The organism is Herbidospora sp. RD11066 (assembly GCF_054661255.1).
This window is the reverse complement of the sequence record NZ_BAAGDO010000017.1, coordinates 23,267-42,155: the sequence shown is the minus strand read 5'-3', so window position 1 is coordinate 42,155 and position 18,889 is coordinate 23,267. Positions and strand designations below refer to the sequence as shown.

Genomic DNA, 18,889 nt, shown 5'->3' with positions numbered 1-18,889 from the left:
CTCAGAGCTTCTGGAGCCCCAAGTCTTCCGTGACCCGGCGCAGGTCCCTCGGGTGGCCGAAGCCGAGTTTCACCTGGATGCGGGCCACCAGCTGGTCGACGGAGAGCTCGTCGATGTTCATCGACTTGGCGGCCTCGGGATGCGTACACCCCTTGGAGATCAAGCGCAGGACCTCGGCCTCGCGCGGGGACAGCGCGGGGCGCAGGCAGAGGAGGGAGGTCGCGAGGGCGAACTGGCCGCGCAGGACCGTCGCCAGGCCTTGTCCCAGGACGAAGCCTCCGGCGGCCACGTGGAGCACCGCGTCGCGGAACTCTTCGGGGCTGGTGTTCTTGAGGAGGTAGCCCGACGCGCCGGCCTGGAGGGCCGCGACGACGTCGGAGGGGTCGCCGGTCATGCCGAGCGGGTGGGAGAAGACGATGACGCGGGCGCGGGGCGTCCACTCTTCGATGTCGGTGAGGGCCGGTCGGCGGTCTTCCCGGTAGAGGGCCAGGAGGAGGACGTCTACCTCGGCACCGGTGCGGGCCAGGGCCTCGGCGGACGGGGCGCCGATGACGGGCCCCACCTCGGGCATCCGGCTCAGCAGGCGGCGGATCCCGGCCTGTGCGTGCGGGTGATCATCGGCAACGGCGACTCTGATCATGGTGTCCCACCCCCAAAATTAGATTCTGGACACGTGATACGGCCCTCGACAAGGGGATATCCGGACGAACTTTTTCGGCTATTTACGCGTGTCCATGACACGGACCGGGCATACCGGTCACTCACGCCTTCCAGTATCACCATGGGACATCAATGCTTGGGCCGCGTTCGTCAACTTCGCGCCAAAGTCCCAGGTCAGACAGCCAAGCACAGTCGGTTACGTGTCATGCCCAACGGGTTTGCAGCGACAAGGTGACATTTCTAGTCCGGTGACAAGCTGGCGACCGGGTGAGACCTTCGTATGAGTACGCGGCGTTAGGTGACTTTTAGCGCCGGGTGCCCGATGGAGGGGGCTTCGCAGTTGAGCACGTGGACGGTTCCGGGCTACCGGGAGGTACGCGAACTCGGTGCCGGGGGCGGCGGCCGGGTCGTGCTGGCGACGTATGAGACAACGGGAGCCTACGTCGCGATCAAGTATCTGAGCGAGACGCTGCGACGGGACCCTGGCTTCCTGGCCAGCTTCCAGCGCGAGGCCCGGCTCATGGTCGAGCTGGAGAACGACAACGTGGTGCGGCTGTACGAATACGTGCAGTCCCCCAGAGGCGACGCCGCCATCGTGATGGAGCTGGTCGACGGCGTGTCGCTTCGGCGCATCCTGGCCGAGCACGGCAACACCTCGCCCGAGGCGGCGCTGGTCGTGCTGAAGGGGTCGCTGCTGGGCCTGTCCGCGGCCCACGCCCACGGCGTGGTGCACCGCGACTACAAGCCGGAGAACGTGCTCGTCCAGGCCGACGGCACGAGCAAGCTGGCCGACTTCGGCATCGCCAGCCACGTCGGCGAGGCGGGGCAGGCGACGGGCACGCCGTCGTACATGGCCCCGGAGCAGTGGGCCGGGAACCCGGCCAGCCCGGCGACCGACGTCTACGCCGCGACCTGCGTGTTCTTCGAGTGCCTGACCGGCCACCGGCCGTTCACCGCGATGGACGTGGGCGTGCTGCGGCGGGCGCACCAGGGCGCGCCGATCCCGACGATGGAGGTGCCGGCCTCGGTCCGGGCGCTCGTCGGGCGGGGCATGGCCAAGGACCCGATGTCCCGGCCGCCGACCGCCGACCAGTTCGTCGCCGACCTGGAGCTCGCGGCGCTGAACGCCTACGGGCGCGACTGGGAGGAGCGCGGCAGGCGGCACCTGGCCGAGCTGGCCACGCTGATGGCGCTGCTGTTCCCGCTGGCCAAGTCGACGCCGACGCCGCAGGTGAACACCTCGCTGGCGCGCACGATCCTGCGTCAGCGGGTGACCCGGTTCGCGCCGAGGTTCGCCATCGCCGGGTCGCTGGTGGCGGCGGTGGTGATCGCGATCGTGGTGGCGGCCAACGGCCAGACGCCGGTCGCGGGCGGCACCACGTTGCGGCCGCCCACCCAGACTCCGGTGCAGGAGCAGGTTCCCGGCCAGACTCCGGCCGAGGAGACGCCGACGGACGTACCGACAGAGACCGCCCCCGCCACCCCCGAAGAGGAGCCGTCGGCGGAGGAGAGCGGCACCGAGCAGCCCTCGACGGTCCAGCCGCCGCCGATCGTCACCCCCACGGTCACCGCGACCGCGACGACGACCGCTCCCCCGCCGCCGCTCAAGGTGTCCAGCCTGGGCGTCCACTCGTTCGACGGGCAGTCGGCCACGGTCCGGGTCGTGGCGAACACCCCGGCGCAGGTGACCCTGACGGTCCGCTTCGCCGAGGGTCCCTCGGCCTCGTCGCTGAACACGCTGCCGCCGCAGGTGGTCCCGCTCGCGGGCGCGACCGCCTACGCCCCCGTCGTGCAGCAGGCCTTCAACCCTCCCGCCTGCGGTACGACCTCCTTCCGGCGCATCACCGCCGAGACCTCACCGTCGGCGGGCAAGCCGGCGATGAAGACCGTCTCGGTCAAGGGCGGCCCGTGCCCGCCCCCGGCGGTCGACGAGGTCACGATCCCGACCTGGGACGGCAAGGCGGCCGGGGTGCGGCTGAAGACCACCGGCACCGGGCCGGTCAAGGTGATCGCCAGGTTCGGGCGGGACGGGAAGTTCGAGAAGACGTCCACGACGACCCTCTCCGGGCACCAGGACTACTCCTTCACCGCCCGCACCGACCTGGGCGAGCCGCCCTGCGGCGAGACGTCGACCTACTCGGTCCAGATCACCACCGAACCGAAGGCGGCCAACGGCGTCGCGTCGAGCCACAAGCGGATCACCGGGCCCGAGTGCGCCCCGCCGAAGATCAGCCTCCAGGGCTGGAACGGCACGTCCGCGACGGTCGGGGTCACCTCGGGGAGCACGGCGCCGGTGACACTGAGAGTGACGTTCACCCGCACGATCTGGGTCGGCGACCGGCAGACGAAGCCGATCGTCACCGAGTCGTCGGCCGAAGTGAGCGGTGCGAAGGACTACACCCGGGAGTTCTCCACCGGCTACCGGGCCGCTCCGTGTGGGACGAGGGACGTCCGAGAGGTGAGCGTGACGGCCTCGCCCGGGGGAGATTCGGCCTCCGGTTCGGTCACGATCAACTCGGCCCCCTGCCCCACGGAAGAGGAGTCGGAAACCCCGGCGCCGTCGGACTCGGAGCCCGGTCGAGCCCTCTGACCTGCGCGATCACTCACATGTCCGGTTTGGTCATGTTTGAGTAAAGTGAGTTGACCTGTGCCTTAAAGGTCCTTGAACATCCCATTCACGCAGATTTACCCCGAAGCGTAATGGATGTCACCTATGACCCCAGAGATGCAGAAGCTCATCACATTGCTGAGGAAGGAGATCGGCTACCAAGAGCAATCCGGCGGCTACACCAAGTTCGGGGACTGGTACAACGCCGTCGAAACTGACAGTGACTACTCGGATCAGCCCTGGTGCGACATGTTCCTCTCATGGGGGGCCGACCACTTGGGCTACAGCGACTGGTTCGGGAAGTTCAGCTACACGGTCGCGCACGCTGAGTGGTTCCAGGCACAGGGGGCCTGGGGCCGCGAACCGGAACCGGGGGCGGTCGTCTTCTTCGACTGGAATGGCGGAGGGAGCGTCGATGGCATCGACCACGTAGGACTCGTGACCAAGGTGGACGGCGACGAGTTCACCTCGATCGAGGGCAACACGAGCAACATGGTGGCGGAGCGATCTCACGACACGGGGACGGTCGTCGGGTTCGGCTATCCGGAGAAGATCCTCAGCCGCACCGAACCCGCTCCGGCCCCGGCGCCGCCCGCCGACGAAGAGAACTCCAGATCCGGTACGAGCTCCGACGGCCCCTCCGACACCAGGTCGGGCGGCGGATCGGACGACAGGCCGGGCATCGGCTCCGACCACGGTCAGGGACCGCGACCGGGCATCGGCTCCGACGGCGTTCCCGGCCCCCGACCGGGCCCCAAGCCCTGGGAACGTTCCGACACCGGCCAGGGCACCAGGCCGGGATTCGGGACCGGCGACGGGCCCTACACCCGATCCGGCACCGGCGACGGCGCCGACATCGGGCCCAGGCTGCGATCCGACACCGGATCCGACAACGAGACCGGGACGGGTCCCTTTTCCCGCTCCGGCACCGGATCCGACACGGGACCCCGGCCCTGGTCCGACACCAGGTCGGGCGGCGGCTCGGAACACCGGCCCGGCATCGGCTCCGACGACGGCCCCTGGGACGGCGTCAGACCGTGGGAACGTTCCGAACAGGCGTGCACCGAGGGCTGTCCCGCCAGCCGTCCGCTCGTGGCCACCGACGCACCGGCCGAGGTGCACAAGCCACCCACACCCAAAGTGATCCTTCTCAAGGAGATGGCGGCGTCGTCGCCTCTCATCGGTAGGTCCAACCCGGCCTCGGAGATCAGCACCCTCCCGATGGCCGCGTCCCAGCCGACGCACCACGCCGGCCTGCTCGCCCTGAGCGCGCAGGGACTCGTGGCGCCTCTGCTGGTGGTGCTCCTGGCGGTGGCCTTCATCATCAGCCACCGGCGCCCGGCGTTCTCCTCGACGCCGAAGGACTATCGAGGCCGTCACCGGCGGTAGAGCTCCGGATTCCCCAGGCTCGCGGCCCGCAGCCGCGCCCGGTGCAGACCGGTGTCTCCGTACGCCGACCCGAGTGACCACACCCGTGCCACCCAGAGGTCGTGCCCACGCGTTCCCTGCCGCTGGATCGCGTGGGCCGCCTCCGCCGCCACCTCTCCGGCCGCGGCCTTGGCGGCGCTGACGGCCCTGACCACCTCGCTCTCCGGCCGGTGGCGATGGTCACCGGCGATGATCGCGGCCTCGTCCACCAGGGCGCCCGCGCACTCCGCCGCGTCGGGAGACAGGCCGGCCACCGCGCGCAGGTGCCGGGCCAGGCCGACGAGCTGGGCGGCCACCGCGACCGTGGCGAGCCGCAGGGCCGGGAGGGCCTCGACGCGGGTTCCCAGGCGGATGCCGGGCGTCTCGATCGACACGCTGAACAGGCGGCGCCGGGGATCGAGGCCGGGGCGGGGCGTCAGACGTACACAAGAGGCCTGAACGGCCTCCAGGAGGCCGCCGGGGCGCTCCACGACGAGGATGTCGGCGGAGTCGGCGTCGGGCGCGTACACGGTGTCTCCGATCCGTGCGGACACCCTCAGCCCGCCGCGGGCGAGCGCGCCGTGGAAGCGTTCGGGCAGCAGCAGCGGGCCGAGCACGCAGGTCTCCACCAGCGGCCCCGACAGCGCGGCGCGGCCGGTCTCGGCGAACGCCGGGACCGTGTCGGCGAACCGCAGCCCCAGCCCGCCGGAGGCGACGGGCACCAGGCAGCCGGGGAAACCCGTCCCGCACAGGGCCTCCCACCCGGCCTCGGGCGCTGCGGACGGGGCGGACAGGGCGGACCGGACCACGGCGGCCAGGCCGAGCTGGAGATCGGTGTGAGCCACGACTCGACATGTACGTTCCGGCGCACCCGTCCGCCATGTCACTAATCGCCGAATCTGACAGTGAGCCTGCCGCTCTGGTCACGACTGCCGTGGCAATCTACGATTTCTGCACACCTCGGGTGAACGTTGAACCGGATCACCGCGTCAGTTGTGTGACGCACGTGAAGGGGGTGACGTCCCGTCGACAGGGGCCTCGGCCGTGTCCAGCTCCTGCGTGAGCTGGAGTCGGCTCTGCGGGAAACGCCGCGCACCATTCTGATCACCGGTGCCGCGGGTCTCGGCAAAACCCACTTGCTGGGTGAGCTGACCTCGCAGGCCGCCGGTTTTCGCGTGCTCAGGGGCCGGGCCCGCGAGCTCGACGAGGGCCTGGCCTACGCGCCGCTCGTCGACGCCCTGGAGTCGCTCGGCCGTGAGCCCCGGGCGCAGCAGCGGCTGTGGGAGCTCTACGACGCCATCGACCGGGCCGCGCTGGGCCACCAGTCGGGTCACCCGGTGGCCGCGCCGGGCGCGCTGGCCGCCCAGCTCATCGCCGACCTACCGGGCCGGACCCTGCTCGCGATCGACGACGTCCACCACGCGGACGCCGACACGATCCGGCTGCTCAAGTCGCTGCCGAGGGCCTGTCCGGGCCTCGCGATCGTGGTGACCGGGCGCCGTCCGCCGGCGCTCGACGTCGACCTGGCGGTGGGGCTCGACCCGCTGTCCCGGGCCGAGGTCAGAGACCTGATCACCTCGCTGCTCGACCGGGCGCCCAGCGACAGCATGCTCGACCGGGTGCTCGCCGAGAGCCAGGGCAACCCGTGGTTCGTCCAGGAGGCGGTGCTCGCGCTCGTCCAGGGCGGGGCGGTGCGCTCCCCCGACCCGGGCGCCCGCAGGGGCGCGATCCTGAGCCGCATCTTCCAGCGCGACCGGGCGGGCCGCGACCTCGCCCGGGTGCTGGCCACGCTCGGCCGCACCCGCGACACCACCGCGATCGACGCCCCCGGCACGCTCGAGGAGGTCGCCGAGCTCGCCGGGCTCGACAAGCGCGCCGCCGAACGCGCCCTGGTCGCCCTGCTGCGCGACGAGGTGCTGGTCGACACCGGCGACGGCTACGCCTTCGCCCACCCGCTGGTGGCCGAGGCCCTGCACGCCGACCTCAACGCGGGCGACCGCCGCCGCCTGCACGTCCGGATCGCCGGGATGCTCCAGCGGCAGGGCCTCAGCGGCGCCCGCCGGGTGCTCGAATGGGCCACCCACATGGCCGAGGGCGGCGCCCCCGACGAGGCGCGCGCGGCGATGCTGCGGGCCGCCGAGGTGACCCGCTGGACCGCCCCGCTGTCGGCCGCCCACTGGTACGGCCGGGCCGCCGAGATCACCGAGGACAAGGGCGAACTGTTCGCCTTACAGGCGCTTTCGTACTGGAAGGGCTCCCGCCCGGCGTTCGCGCTCAACTCCGCGCAGCGGGCGCTGGGGCTGCTCCCCCAGGGCCGCCGCAGCACCCGGACCTCCTACGTCGCCGTCGGCGCCGCCCACGCGATGGGCTGGTACGACGTCGCGCTCGCCATCCTGGCCCGCCAGCTCCCCCGCGCCGACGACCCGACCGCGCTGCTGGCCCAGCGGGCGCTGCTGCTCGGCGAACTCGGCCGCCCGCAGGAGGACTCCGCCCGCCGCGCCTGGGCGGGCCTGCCGAGCTGCCCGCCGGAGGACCGCGTCATCACCGCCGGAGCGCTCGCCATGTGGGCGCTGGTCGAGGGCGACTGGCCGCAGACCGAACGGGCCGTGTCGTTCCTGCTGACCTTCGCCGCCGCGATGCCGCCCGGCGCCCGGCTGGCCGCGCTGGAGTCGGCCGCCCACGTGCTGGCCACCGGCGGCGAGCTGGCCCGGCCGCTGAAGCTGCTGGAGGAGGCCGAGCACATCCACCGCGGCCTCGGCTGGCACGACATCGCCGGGCAGAACGCCCGCACCACCGCAGTGGTCCGCCGCCTGAGCGGCGAGTGGGACAAGGCGCTGGCCGACATCCGCGCCACGGCCGGGCCGCTGACCGAGGCGGGCCTGCTGGAGAACCACGGGCTGCTGCGCAACGTCGAGGCCGACATCCTGCTCGACCAGGGCCGCTACGACGAGGCGCGGGCGATCCTGGCCGATCCTCCCCCGGCGAGCGCGACCCAGCTGGGCCTGCGGCACATGTACAGCGCCCGGCTGTTCCTGGGCACCGGCGACCGGGCCGCCTCGCTGCGCTCGATCGAGCGGGCCAAGGCGACCGGCGTCGCCGAGGTCGTGCACCGGGCGCTGGCCGTGGAGGTCCTCTGGCACGCCGTGGCGGGCGACGCCGTCGGCGGCCGTCCCGCCGCCGAGCGGCTCGACGAGGCGGCCCGCAACGGCACCCCGCGCACCAAGATGGCCGCCGACCTCGGCATGGCCTGGGCCTTCGGCGATCCCCTCCGCGCCCAGGCCGCGCTCGACAAGGCGCGCGGCCTCCCCTTCGAGGAGGCCCGCGCCCGTCTTCTTCTGGGCATGTACGCCGACCCGGCGCAGCTCGCCAAGGCACACACCGCGTTCAGCACGCTCGGCGCCGCCCCCTGGCGCGACCGCACGCTCCAGCACATGCGCGAGGCCGGCATCGCGCCCACCCCCAGCGCCACCCTCACCCCGGCCGAGCGCCGCGTCATCGAACTCGTCGCCGAGGGCAGGTCGAACCCGCAGATCGCCGACGAGCTGCACTACAGCCGCAAGACCGTCGAGGTCTACCTGAGCCGCGTGTACGCCAAGACCGGCCTGCGCTCCCGCCTCGAGGTCGCCCTGGCCGTGGAGCGCGGGGAGCTGTAGGGATCTCCCTACTGCGACAAACGAAGCCAGCACGCCAGGATCCTCCTCATGGGGATCCTTGAGTACGCCGACAAGGTGTGGCGCGGAGCGGTGCGGGCGCACGAGGTGCCCCTCGCCGAACTCCGGGCCGACGGCGTACAGGAGGTCGCCGAGGGCGTGGCCATGTGGCCGGCCTTCGGCAACGTCTACGCGATCAAAGGGGAGGCGGGGCTGGCGCTGTTCGACACGGGCAACGCCATCGACGCCCCGGCCATGCACCAGGCCATCCGGGCCTGGTCGGAGGAACCGGTTCGCTACGCCGTCTTTTCTCATGGGCACTTCGACCATGTGGGGGGAATGGAGTGCTTCGATGACGAGCAAGGGACGCGGCCCATCGTCGTCGCACATGAGGGTGTGGCGAACCGGTTCGCCCGCTATGCCAGGACCGCCGGGTACAACTCGGTCATCAACCAGCGCCAGTTCGGGTTCGGCCAGATGCAGTGGCCGGCCACCTACCGGGTGCCCGACCTGACCTACCAGGACCGGCTGACGCTGACGCTCGGCGACCTGACCTTCGACCTGCACCACGCGCGCGGCGAGACCGACGACGCGACGTGGGCGCACATCCCCGAACGGAACATCCTGCTGACCGGCGACCTGTTCGTCTGGGTGACGCCCAGCGCCGGGAACCCGCAGCGGGTGCAGCGGTACCCCGACGAGTGGGCCGTCGCGCTGCGGACGATGGCCACCCTCGACGCGGAGATCCTGCTGCCCGGGCACGGCCTGCCGATCACCGGTTCCCTGCGGGTGCGCCGGGCCCTGATCGACACGGCCGACTACCTCGACTCTCTGGTCGAGCAGACGCTCGACCTGATGAACGCGGGGGCGCGCCTCGACGAGATCCTGCACACCGTGAAGCCACCGCCGGAGTTGTCGCAGCGCCCCTATCTGCAGCCCTACTACGACGAGCCCGAGTTCATCGTGCGCAACATCTGGCGCCTGCACGGCGGCTGGCACGACGGCAACCCGGCGAGCCTCAAGCCCGCCCCGGACGCCGTCTTCGCCAGAGCCATCGCCGACCTGGCGGCGGGGGCCGGAACCGTGGCGGGGCGTGCGGTGGTCGCCGCGGCGGAGGGCGATCTTCGGCTGGCCTGCCAGCTCGCCGAACTCGCCGTCCAGGCGGAGCCCGACGACCACAAGATCCACGAGATAAGGGCGAGGGTGTACGCCCTGCGCGTCCAGCAGGAACGCGGCGCCATGGCCAGGGGGGTCTACGCCTGGGCCGCCGCCGAGTCGCGCAGCAAGGTGACCGGCTGCGACCTGCTCGACGTCTACCACGAGGTGTCCGACGGCCGCATGTGGTGGATCCCCGCCCACGACCGTCAGCCCGACCGGTGAGACGCCGGGCCGCCCGGCTCCCCCACGGCCGGCCCGGCGCACCACCCGCATGACCTGCCCCTGGGCGCCCGGCTCCCTTGCGGGCGCCCGTCCGCTACCCTGTCCGGCGTGCTGGAACGGATCACGGCGACGCGTTACGTCACCCCGCTGCGCGAGGGCGGCTCGCTCCCGGGCGTGATGGAGGCCGACGACCTCGGCACCCACGTCGTCAAGTTCCGGGGCGCCGGGCAGGGCCGCCGGGTGCTGGTCGCCGAGGTCATCTGCGCCGAGCTCGCCCGGGGCCTGGGCTTCGCCACCCCCGACCTGAAGGTGATCGACCTCGACCCGCAGCTGGGCCGCCGCGAGCCCGACGAGGAGATCCAGGACCTCCTCAACGCCAGCGCCGGTGACAACCTGGCCATCGACTTCCTGCCGGGCGCGCTGGGCTTCGACCCGCCGGTCTGGAACCCCGACCCCGAGTTCGCCGGGAGGCTGATCTGGTTCGACGGCCTGATCCACAACGTCGACCGCTCGTGGCGCAACCCCAACCTGCTGGTCTGGCACGACGCGATCTGGCTGATCGACCACGGCGCCGCCCTGTGGTTCCACCACAACTGGCCCCGCGCCGACCCGCTGCGCCCCTTCGACGCGAGCGACCACGTGATGACCCGCTTCGCAACCGAGCTGGTCCCGCTGCCCGTGACCGAGGACCTGCTGCGCCACGCCGTCGCCCAGGTCCCCTCCGAGTGGCTCGGCGAGGACCCCCGCGACGCCTACGTCGACCACCTGCTGACGAGAGCCGCCTCGACCGCCTGGTACCCCGACCTGACCGCGGCACCGAAGACTCCCGTGCGGACCAACACGATCGGCGGATTCTGGCGCTCATGACCCGCGACGTCTACGAGTACGCGCTGATCCAGGTCGTCCCGGACATCGAGCGCGGCGAACTGATCAACGCCGGTGTGATCGTCTACTGCCAGCCCCGCGATTACCTGTGCGCCCGCACCGAGCTGAACGCCGCCCGCCTTACCGCGCTGTTTCCGGATATCGACCTGGCGGGGGTCAGACACGGCCTGCTGGCCTACGAACTCAGCTGCACGGGCGAAGACGGTCCCCTCCAGAGGGAGTCACTCGGCAGCCGCTTCCGCTGGCTCACCGCCCCCCGCTCGACGATCATCCGCACGGGTCCAGTCCACGCCGGTCTCACCGACGACCCCGAAGCCGCCCTCAATCGGCTACGCGACCGACTGGTGAGGATCTCCGGGCGCTGATATGCCGAAATTTCGGGCGGCGGGAGCCGCCCGATCGAGCCACGCTCAGCGGAACGGCCAGGCAGGCTCGCTCAATTCGTACAGAAAAGGGCTTAGAAGAGCACTGAGGTGAACGTGTCGACCTCGCGGAAGCCGACGCGGCGGTAGGCGCCGCGGGCCGGGAGGTTGTAGTCGTTCACGTAGAGGGTGACGACGGGGGCGAAGAACTTGAGGGCCTGTTCGACCACCGTGGCCATGCCCGACGCCGCGTGGCCGCGGCCACGGTAGAGCGGGTCGACCCAGACGCCCTGGATCTGGCAGGCCTGGGGGGTGACGGCGCCGACCTCGGCCTTGAAGACCACGCGGCCCTCGTCGATGCGGGCGTAGGAGCGGCCGATGCGGATCAGTTCGGCCACCCGGGAGCGGTAGAGCGCGCCGCCGTCGCCGTTGTCGGGTGAGACGCCGACCTCTTCGGTGAACATCGCCACGCACGCCGGGAGGACGGTGCCGAACTCCTCGGGGCGCACCCGCCGGACCAGGCGATCAGGTTCGACGAGCGGCGCGGAGGAGATCGACATGACCGGCTGGGCCCAGCGGATCGCCCGCGCCGGGCCCCAGTGGGGCTCCAGTCTTTCCCAGAGCTGCTCCACGGCGAGCGAGGGCCCGACGATCGAGGAGCAGCGGCGGCCCTGTTTGCGGGCCCGGTCGGCGAAGGCGTGGACGGCCTCACGGGAGGCGTTGACCGGCACGAGATTCGCGCCGGCGTAGCAGAGGGAGGTCAGCCCGCCGCGCGGGCCGAACCCCCACATCTGGCCGCCCAACCGGGAGGGATTCAGACCGACCGTTCTGACCCGGGAGGCGACGAAGACGTTGGCGACCGGATCGGCGTCGAGGATCCGGAGCACCTCGTCACGATCGTTGTCGTCCAGCACGCGCGACGCCGACGTACGCAGCATCACCCGCCCAGCCTACGCCAGACCCCCCGATTGGTCAGCGACCGAGGAGCACTTCGGTCAGCCTTGCGTGATCGTTACCACCGCCGGTCGAGGCCATCCGGGTGGCGGTCCGGGCCCCGGGGGCCGGACAGGTCAGGTCGGCCTCGCCGCCGGTGCGCCGCCGCTCGGGCAGCACGCCGTCCTTCAGATAGGCCGCGACCTGCCGGTCGACGCAGAAGTTGCCGCCGAAGCTGACCCCGTGGTTGCCGCCGCCGACCAGCATGAGCCGGGCCGACGGGAACCGGTCGCGCACGACCAGCGCCCCGCGCATCGGCGTGGCCGCGTCGCGGCGCGACTGGAGGATCAGCACCGGCGCGAAGCTCTTGGCCCCGCCGACGTTCACCGGCGTGCCCCCGGCCTGCGGCCAGAAGGCGCAGGGCAGGTTGTAGACGGTGTTGCTCCAGGTCATGAACGGCGACGTGGCGTAGAGGCGGCGGGCGTCGGTGCGCCAGCGGCTCCAGTCGCGCGGCCAGGCGGCGTCGCGGCACTGGGTGGCGAGGTAGACGGCGTAGCCGTTCTCGTCGGCGGCGTCGTTCTCGCCGTGCTGGCGGTAGGCGTTCACCAGGGCGGTGACGTCGCCCCTGCGGACGTAGTCGGAGAAGGCGCGGGCGAAGGTGGCCCAGACGGCGTCGCTGTAGCCGCCGACGGTGAAGGTGTCGTCGAGCTCGCTGGGGCCGACGATGCCGCCCGCCGGGCGTTCGGCCAGGCGCTTGCGCATGCCGTACCAGGCGAAGGCGACCTCCTCCTCGGTGTGGCCCAGGCGGAACAGGTCGTTGTTGTCCGACACCCACTCCAGGAAGTCGCGGTGGCGCTCGTCGAAGGCGACGTTCTGGTCGAGGTTGGCGTCGTACCAGACCTTGGTGGGGTCGACCACGCTGTCGAGGACCATGCGGCGCACCCGGTCGGGGAACAGGGTGGCGTACACCGAACCCAGGTAGGTGCCGTAGGAGTAGCCGAGCCAGCTGATCTTCTCCTCGCCGAGGGCGCGGCGCAGGGCGTCGACGTCGCGGGCCGCGTTCTCGGTGGTCATGTACGGCAGCATCCAGGCGTACTTGTTGCCGCAGCCCGCGGCGTAGGTCTCGGCGCGGGTCAGCAGCACCCGCTCGGCGGCCTCGTCGGCCGGCACGTTGTCGGCCCGCGGCGGCGCGTAGAACCGCTTGGGGTCGACGCAGTTCAGCGCCGGCCTGCTGGCGCCGACGCCACGCGGGTCGAAGCCGATCACGTCGTAGCGGGCGGCCACCTCGGGCGGCAGCGAGGCCGCGACGTGGCGGGCCAGCGCGAGCCCGGAGGCGCCGGGGCCACCCGGGTTGACCAGCAGCGGCCCCAGGTGGTTGCCGTCACGCGGCGCGGTGCCCTTGATGCGGTTGAGCGCGAGGGTGATCTGCTGCCCCCCGGGCTGCGCCGGATCGAGCGGCACCCGGACGCTGGCGCACTCGGCGACCCCCGAGCGGCGCACCGGGGCGGTCTGCCCGAGGCCGGGACCGGTGATCTCCTTCAGGATCTCGGCCAGCGTAGCGGGCGGCGCCTGCCTGGGTGCGGCTGCGGCGCACGGCCCCCAGGCGATCCGCATGGCGGGCGCGGCCGGAGTGGCATCGGCCTTCTCCGGCTCGGCCATCAGTACTGTCACCAGCCCGGTGGACAGGATCGTGACCCCGGAGACCACTCCGACGACTCGCTTCACGCGCTCTCTCCTCTGCTCACACGACAGAGGCCAGCTTCCCCTAGGTGACGGGGCGATTACACGGAGTCGCCGGGGTGGATTACCGAATCATTAGCTCACGATGACCTGCGGACCGGGAGCGTCGTCGTCGTCGAGGTCGACGTCGACGCCCATCTCCTCGGCCAGGCGCAGCGCCTCTTCGATCAGGGTCTCGACGATCTGCGACTCGGGCACGGTCTTGACGACCACGCCCTTCACGAAGATCTGGCCCTTGCCGTTGCCGGAGGCGACGCCGAGATCGGCCTCGCGGGCCTCGCCGGGGCCGTTGACGACGCAGCCCATGACGGCCACGCGCAGCGGCACCTTCAGGCCGTCGAGCCCGGCGGTGACCTGGTCGGCCAGGGTGTAGACGTCGACCTGGGCCCGGCCGCACGAGGGGCAGGAGACGATCTCGAGGCCGCGCTTCTTCAGGTTGAGCGACTCGAGGATCTGGTTGCCGACCTTGACCTCTTCGACCGGCGGCGCCGACAGCGACACCCGGATGGTGTCGCCGATGCCCTCGGCGAGCAGGGCGCCGAACGCCACCGCCGACTTGATCGTGCCCTGGAAGGCCGGACCGGCCTCGGTCACGCCCAGGTGGAGCGGGTAGTCGCACTGCTGGGCCAGCAGCCGGTAGGCCTTGATCATGACGACCGGGTCGTTGTGCTTGACCGAGATCTTGATGTCGCGGAAGTCGTGCTCCTCGAACAGGGAGCACTCCCACAGCGCCGACTCGACGAGCGCCTCGGGGGTGGCCTTGCCGTATTTCGCCAGGAGGCGGGGGTCGAGGGAGCCGGCGTTGACGCCGATGCGGATCGGAGTGCCGGCGGCCTTGGCGGCCTTGGCGATCTCGCCGACCTTGTCGTCGAACTTCTTGATGTTGCCCGGGTTGACGCGCACGGCCGCACATCCGGCGTCGATCGCGGCGAAGACGTACTTCGGCTGGAAGTGGATGTCGGCGATGACGGGGATCTGCGACTTCCTGGCGATCATCGGAAGCGCGTCGGCGTCGTCCTGCGACGGGACGGCGACGCGGACGATCTGGCAACCGGAGGCGGTGAGCTCGGCGATCTGCTGGAGCGTGGCGTTGACGTCGGAGGTCAGCGTGGTGGTCATGGACTGCACGGAGATCGGGGCGTCACCGCCGACCGGAACCGAGCCCACCATGATCTGACGCGAGCGGCGCCGGGGGGAGATCGGCTTGACCGGTAGGGAGGGAATCCCGAGATCAACAGACATTTCAGCACCTTGCGCTAAGGGTCGTCCCTGACGTCCCTCAGTCTAGGCAGGCGACGGATCACCCAAACCCGCGCGGCCACCCGCTGCCCCAGCTTCCGATGAATCGTTCATCCCCGACCTGGGCAAAAGCCGCATTCGACCGCCGTGACCTGGGCACCCCGAAATCCCCGGTTTACATTCCGATTCGCGTGAGCGCTCCCGCGGCAATGCGGCGTTTGGCCGCCCGATAACAGGCTGAAGGGACATCCGTGGCCGGACCACGTAGCACGACGCTGAGATTCAAGATCACCGCCATCGCCACCGCAGTGGTGGCACTGGCGGCCACGGCGGTGACCGTCCTGGTCTCCAGCCCCGCCCAGGCCCACGGCGCACTGATGGTGCCGGGCAGCCGTACGTACCTGTGCTGGAAGGACGGCCTGAACCAGAACGGCGCCATCCAGCCCAAGAACGCCGCCTGCGCGGCGGCGGTCAACCAGAGCGGGACCAACTCGCTCTACAACTGGTTCGCGACGCTGCGCTCCGACGGCGCGGGCCGGATGTCCGGGTTCATCCCCGACGGGTCGCTGTGCTCCGGCGCGGCGGTCGTCTACAACTTCAGCGGCTTCGACCTGGCCCGCAACGACTGGCCGGTGACCCACCTGACGGCGGGCGCCAACATCCAGATGCGGTACAACAAGTGGGCCGCCCACCCGGGCACGTTCCGCCTGTACATCACCAAGGACTCGTGGAGCCCGACCCGTCCGCTGGCCTGGAGCGACCTCGAGTCGACCCCGTTCGACTCCTCGACCAACCCGCCGAGCGTCGGCTCGCCGGGCAACGAGTCGGCCTACTACTACTGGAACGCCAACCTGCCGTCGGGCAAGAGCGGCCGTCACATCATCTACTCGGTGTGGCAGCGCTCCGACAGCAACGAGACGTTCTACGGCTGCTCCGACGTCGTCTTCGACGGCGGCAACGGCCAGGTGACCGGCATCGGCGGCACCTCCAGCCCGTCGCCCAACCCGACGCCGACCCCCACTCCCACTCCCACGCCGACCCCCACGCCCACCCCGACCCCGACGCCCACGCCCACCCCGACGCCTCAGCCGGGCGGCGCCTGCACCGCCACCTACACGATCTCCAGTAGCTGGCCGGGCGGATTCCAGGGTTCGGTGACGGTCAAGGCCGGCAACGCGGCGATCCAGGGATGGACCGCCAAGTGGACCTACGCCAACGGCCAGACGATCAGCCAGATGTGGGGCGCGACGCAAACCACGTCGGGCGGGCAGGTGACCGCGAAACCGGAGAACTACAACGCGAACCTGGCGGCGAACGCCAGCGCGACCTTCGGCTTCCTGGCCAGCCAGTCGGGCACCAACCCCATCCCGACCCTGACCTGCACCTCTCCGTGATCTAAAGCGATCAGATAGGCCCGGGGCACTGACCGCCCCGGGCCTTTCCCGCTTTCCAGCCCTCCCACCCGGGGGCCACCACCGTCCCACCCGGCACCGACATTCCCGCCGGCCCCGGGCCGCCCTGTGGAGAACAAGCCGAACCCGACCTGCCCTGTGGAGAACGAACCGGCCCCGGCCTGCGCCGCAGAGAACAAGCCAGATCCGACCCGCACCGCGGAGAACCGGGGCCAGGCTCAGGCGGTCAGTTCCGCCGCCCGCACGCGGGCCCAGGCGTCGGCGGCCAGGACCTCTTCGATCGACTCGGCCCGGCCGACCTCGTGTTCGGCCACGACCTTCGCCACGGTGTCGACGATGCCCAGGAACGGCAGCGCCCCCTTCTGGAACGCCTCGACGCACACCTCGTTGGCCGCGTTGTAGACGGCGGGGGCCGTGCCCCCCTGCTCCCCCACGTGACGGGCCAGCGACACCGACGGGAACGCCTCGACGTCGAGCGGCTCGAACGTCCACGTGTTCGCGCGGGTCCAGTCGACCGGCGACGACACGTCGGGGAAGCGGCCGGGGTGGCTCAGGGCGAGCGCGATCGGCAGCCGCATGTCGGGCGGGCTGGCCTGCGCGACGGTGGATCCGTCGACGAACTCGACCATCGAGTGGATCACCGACTGCGGGTGGACGACCACCTCAATGCGGTCGAACCCGATGTCGAACAGCAGATGGGCCTCGATGACCTCAAGGCCCTTGTTGACCAGGGTCGCCGAGTTGATCGTGATGACCGGCCCCATGTTCCAGGTCGGGTGGTTGAGCGCCATCTCGGGCGTCACATCGGCCAGGTCGGCCCGCCGCCGCCCCCGGAACGGCCCGCCGCTGGCGGTGACGACCAGCTTGCGCACCGCCTCGGGCCGGTAGCCGGTCGGGCCCGACGCCCACAGGCACTGCGCCAGCGCCGAGTGCTCGGAGTCGACCGGCAGGATCTGGCCGGGCGCCGCCAGCCGCTTCACCAGCGGCCCGCCGATGATCAGTGACTCCTTGTTGGCGAGGGCCAGGGTCGTGCCCGCCTTCAGCGTCTCCAGCGTGGACGTCAGCCCGAGCGCCCCGGTGATCCCGTTGAGCACGATGTCACACGGCCGCGACGCCAGCTCGGCCACCCCGTCGGGACCGGCGAGCACCTCGGGCGCGACGCCCGCGGCCGAGAGCGCCTCGCGGAGGGCGGGCAGCGCGGCCGGATCGGCCACGGCGACGACGGGGACGCCGAACTCGGCGGCCTGCCGGGCCAGCAGGTCGGGACGGCCCCCGCCGGCGGCGAGCCCGGCCACCCGGAAACCGTTGCGGGCGATGACGTCGAGAGCCTGGGTGCCGATGGAGCCCGTCGAGCCGAGCACGGTGATCGAGCGCGGGAGGAGATTCACCGCACCATTGTGCGCCACGTCACGGTACGCGTGAGCCCAGGGTGATTCCCCGCCATCTATGCCCATATCCAGCTATATCCATATGTACATAAAGGAGAAAGAGGGACAGCTGGGTCGCTAATTTCGCCCGTCAGGACATCCGTCACCGGAGGTACGCATGCAAGGCTCGGCGCCCCGCCGCCTGATCCGACTGGCCCCCTTAGTCACCGTCCCGATCGTGGCCGCGTTGCTGCCCGCGACGTCCGCTCCCGCCGTCGCACAGAGCGCGGAGCCGAAGCCCGTGGTCGTCGCGGCGGCCGACAGCAAGAGCGAGCAGCGCGCCGTGGAGAACTTCTGGACCGAGGCCAAGATGGAGGCCGCCAAGCCGCTCGACGCCCCGCCGGCCTCCGCGCAGCGGTTCGCCAGTGGCGCCGCCGCCTTCCTGAACCTGCCGGACGCCAAGCCCGCCTCGGTCAAGCCGACCCTGACCGCCGACGCCGCCGCCGGTGACTCCGCCACCGCGTCGGCCACCTCCGGCGGCTCCCCCTGGACGAGCGGCGGCGCCGTCGAGAGGACCACGGGCCGCGTGTTCTTCACCGTCGCGTCCGGCAAGAACGCCTCGTGCTCGGGCAACGCCGTGACGAGCGCCAACAAGAGCGTGGTCATCACCGCCGGTCACTGCGTGCGCCTGGCTGGAGCGTTCCACAAGAACTGGGCCTTCGTGCCCGGCTACGACGACGGCAAGCGCCCCTTCGGCACCTGGGTGGCCACCAGCCTGCTCACCACCCCGCAGTGGAGCCGCAGCGAGGACATGAACCACGACGTCGCGGCGGCCGTGGTGGCCCCGCTCGACGGTGAGTACCTGACCGACGTCGTCGGCGGCCAGGGCATCGCCTTCAACCAGCCCCGAGGCCGCCAGATGTACGCCTTCGGCTTCCCGGCGGCGGCGCCGTACAACGGCTCGAAGCTCACCTACTGCAGTGGACGGGTCTTCGACGACTTCCTGCTGTCGGAGGACCTCGGCCTCGACTGCGACATGACCGGCGGCTCCTCGGGCGGGCCCTGGTTCGTCAACTTCAGCGAGCGCACCGGTACCGGCATGCTGAACTCGGTGAACAGCTTCAAGTACAACTTCGCCAGCTTCTGGATGTTCGGCCCCTACTTCGGCGGCGAGGCCCAGGCGCTCTACAACGCGGCCCAGCGAACCTCGCTCACCTGATTTACCAAAAGTAGTCATCTGCACACT

The 18,889-nt window shown here is 71.1% G+C and carries 14 protein-coding genes; 8 read left to right on the top strand and 6 right to left on the bottom strand.

Annotation, left to right across the window (positions count from 1 at the left end; all coding sequences use genetic code 11):
- Position 1 precedes the first annotated feature (1 nt).
- On the bottom strand, positions 2–640 hold the full coding sequence (locus tag ACYQ78_RS38360) for a response regulator (RefSeq protein ID WP_459805909.1): 639 nt from the start codon (positions 638–640) through the stop codon (positions 2–4).
- Positions 641–1,000: 360 nt separating this feature from the next.
- On the opposite strand from ACYQ78_RS38360, the gene ACYQ78_RS38355 reads away from it, so the two are divergent.
- Both ACYQ78_RS38355 and ACYQ78_RS38350 read left to right on the top strand, forming a co-directional pair.
- Positions 1,001–3,250: a serine/threonine-protein kinase gene (locus tag ACYQ78_RS38355; protein WP_459805908.1), complete on the top strand. Its 2,250-nt coding sequence runs from the start codon at positions 1,001–1,003 to the stop codon at positions 3,248–3,250.
- 123 nt (positions 3,251–3,373) lie between these two features.
- A complete protein-coding gene (locus ACYQ78_RS38350; RefSeq protein ID WP_459805907.1) occupies positions 3,374–4,657 on the top strand; it encodes a CHAP domain-containing protein in 1,284 nt (427 codons plus the stop codon).
- Here ACYQ78_RS38350 and ACYQ78_RS38345 read toward each other — a convergent pair.
- Complete coding sequence (locus ACYQ78_RS38345; RefSeq protein WP_459805906.1) at positions 4,645–5,520, bottom strand: hypothetical protein; 876 nt, start codon at positions 5,518–5,520, stop codon at positions 4,645–4,647. The genes ACYQ78_RS38350 and ACYQ78_RS38345 overlap by 13 nt on opposite strands.
- Before the next feature lie 210 nt (positions 5,521–5,730).
- Between ACYQ78_RS38345 and ACYQ78_RS38340 the strand changes: the two genes are divergently transcribed.
- The 4 genes from ACYQ78_RS38340 to ACYQ78_RS38325 all read left to right on the top strand — a co-directional run bounded on the left by ACYQ78_RS38340 (position 5,731) and on the right by ACYQ78_RS38325 (position 10,955).
- The gene (locus ACYQ78_RS38340; RefSeq protein WP_459805953.1) at positions 5,731–8,328 is read left to right on the top strand and encodes a LuxR C-terminal-related transcriptional regulator; all 2,598 of its coding nucleotides are present in this window, start codon (positions 5,731–5,733) and stop codon (positions 8,326–8,328) included.
- A gap of 48 nt (positions 8,329–8,376) precedes the next feature.
- Positions 8,377–9,705, top strand: coding sequence for an alkyl sulfatase dimerization domain-containing protein (locus ACYQ78_RS38335; RefSeq protein ID WP_459805905.1), 1,329 nt, complete (start codon positions 8,377–8,379; stop codon positions 9,703–9,705).
- A gap of 108 nt (positions 9,706–9,813) precedes the next feature.
- On the top strand, positions 9,814–10,572 hold the full coding sequence (locus ACYQ78_RS38330) for a HipA family kinase (protein WP_459805904.1): 759 nt from the start codon (positions 9,814–9,816) through the stop codon (positions 10,570–10,572).
- Complete coding sequence (locus ACYQ78_RS38325) at positions 10,569–10,955, top strand: DUF3037 domain-containing protein (RefSeq protein ID WP_459805903.1); 387 nt, start codon at positions 10,569–10,571, stop codon at positions 10,953–10,955. The genes ACYQ78_RS38330 and ACYQ78_RS38325 overlap by 4 nt, the downstream gene beginning before the upstream one ends.
- A 92-nt stretch (positions 10,956–11,047) precedes the next feature.
- On the opposite strand, the gene ACYQ78_RS38320 is transcribed toward ACYQ78_RS38325, so the two are convergent.
- The 3 genes from ACYQ78_RS38320 to ispG form a co-directional block, all read right to left on the bottom strand.
- On the bottom strand, positions 11,048–11,890 hold the full coding sequence (locus ACYQ78_RS38320; RefSeq protein WP_459805952.1) for a GNAT family N-acetyltransferase: 843 nt from the start codon (positions 11,888–11,890) through the stop codon (positions 11,048–11,050).
- Positions 11,891–11,924: 34 nt separating this feature from the next.
- Positions 11,925–13,610, bottom strand: a complete 1,686-nt coding sequence (locus ACYQ78_RS38315; RefSeq protein ID WP_459805902.1) for an alpha/beta hydrolase — start codon at positions 13,608–13,610, stop codon at positions 11,925–11,927.
- Positions 13,611–13,700: 90 nt separating this feature from the next.
- Positions 13,701–14,867, bottom strand: a complete 1,167-nt coding sequence (gene ispG, locus ACYQ78_RS38310; RefSeq protein WP_459805901.1) for a flavodoxin-dependent (E)-4-hydroxy-3-methylbut-2-enyl-diphosphate synthase — start codon at positions 14,865–14,867, stop codon at positions 13,701–13,703.
- A 248-nt stretch (positions 14,868–15,115) separates the two neighbouring features.
- On the opposite strand from ispG, the gene ACYQ78_RS38305 reads away from it, so the two are divergent.
- Positions 15,116–16,258: a lytic polysaccharide monooxygenase auxiliary activity family 9 protein gene (locus tag ACYQ78_RS38305; RefSeq protein WP_459805900.1), complete on the top strand. Its 1,143-nt coding sequence runs from the start codon at positions 15,116–15,118 to the stop codon at positions 16,256–16,258.
- Positions 16,259–16,494: 236 nt separating this feature from the next.
- Here the strand turns inward: ACYQ78_RS38305 and dxr are convergent, their stop codons facing one another.
- Positions 16,495–17,664: a 1-deoxy-D-xylulose-5-phosphate reductoisomerase gene (dxr, locus tag ACYQ78_RS38300; RefSeq protein ID WP_459805899.1), complete on the bottom strand. Its 1,170-nt coding sequence runs from the start codon at positions 17,662–17,664 to the stop codon at positions 16,495–16,497.
- A gap of 157 nt (positions 17,665–17,821) precedes the next feature.
- Between dxr and ACYQ78_RS38295 the strand changes: the two genes are divergently transcribed.
- A complete protein-coding gene (locus tag ACYQ78_RS38295) occupies positions 17,822–18,862 on the top strand; it encodes a trypsin-like serine peptidase (protein WP_459805898.1) in 1,041 nt (346 codons plus the stop codon).
- The last annotated feature ends 27 nt before the right edge of the window (positions 18,863–18,889 follow it).

What these genes read in the sequence shown, in the direction of transcription:
- ACYQ78_RS38360 (WP_459805909.1), bottom strand. Translation starts at nt 640, where the DNA reads ATGATCAGAGTCGCCGTTGCCGATGATCACCCGCACGCACAGGCCGGG.
- ACYQ78_RS38350 (WP_459805907.1), top strand. Translation starts at nt 3,374, where the DNA reads ATGACCCCAGAGATGCAGAAGCTCATCACATTGCTGAGGAAGGAGATC.
- ACYQ78_RS38335 (WP_459805905.1), top strand. Translation starts at nt 8,377, where the DNA reads ATGGGGATCCTTGAGTACGCCGACAAGGTGTGGCGCGGAGCGGTGCGG.
- ACYQ78_RS38325 (WP_459805903.1), top strand. Translation starts at nt 10,569, where the DNA reads ATGACCCGCGACGTCTACGAGTACGCGCTGATCCAGGTCGTCCCGGAC.
- ACYQ78_RS38320 (WP_459805952.1), bottom strand. Translation starts at nt 11,890, where the DNA reads ATGCTGCGTACGTCGGCGTCGCGCGTGCTGGACGACAACGATCGTGAC.
- ispG (WP_459805901.1), bottom strand. Translation starts at nt 14,867, where the DNA reads ATGTCTGTTGATCTCGGGATTCCCTCCCTACCGGTCAAGCCGATCTCC.
- ACYQ78_RS38295 (WP_459805898.1), top strand. Translation starts at nt 17,822, where the DNA reads ATGCAAGGCTCGGCGCCCCGCCGCCTGATCCGACTGGCCCCCTTAGTC.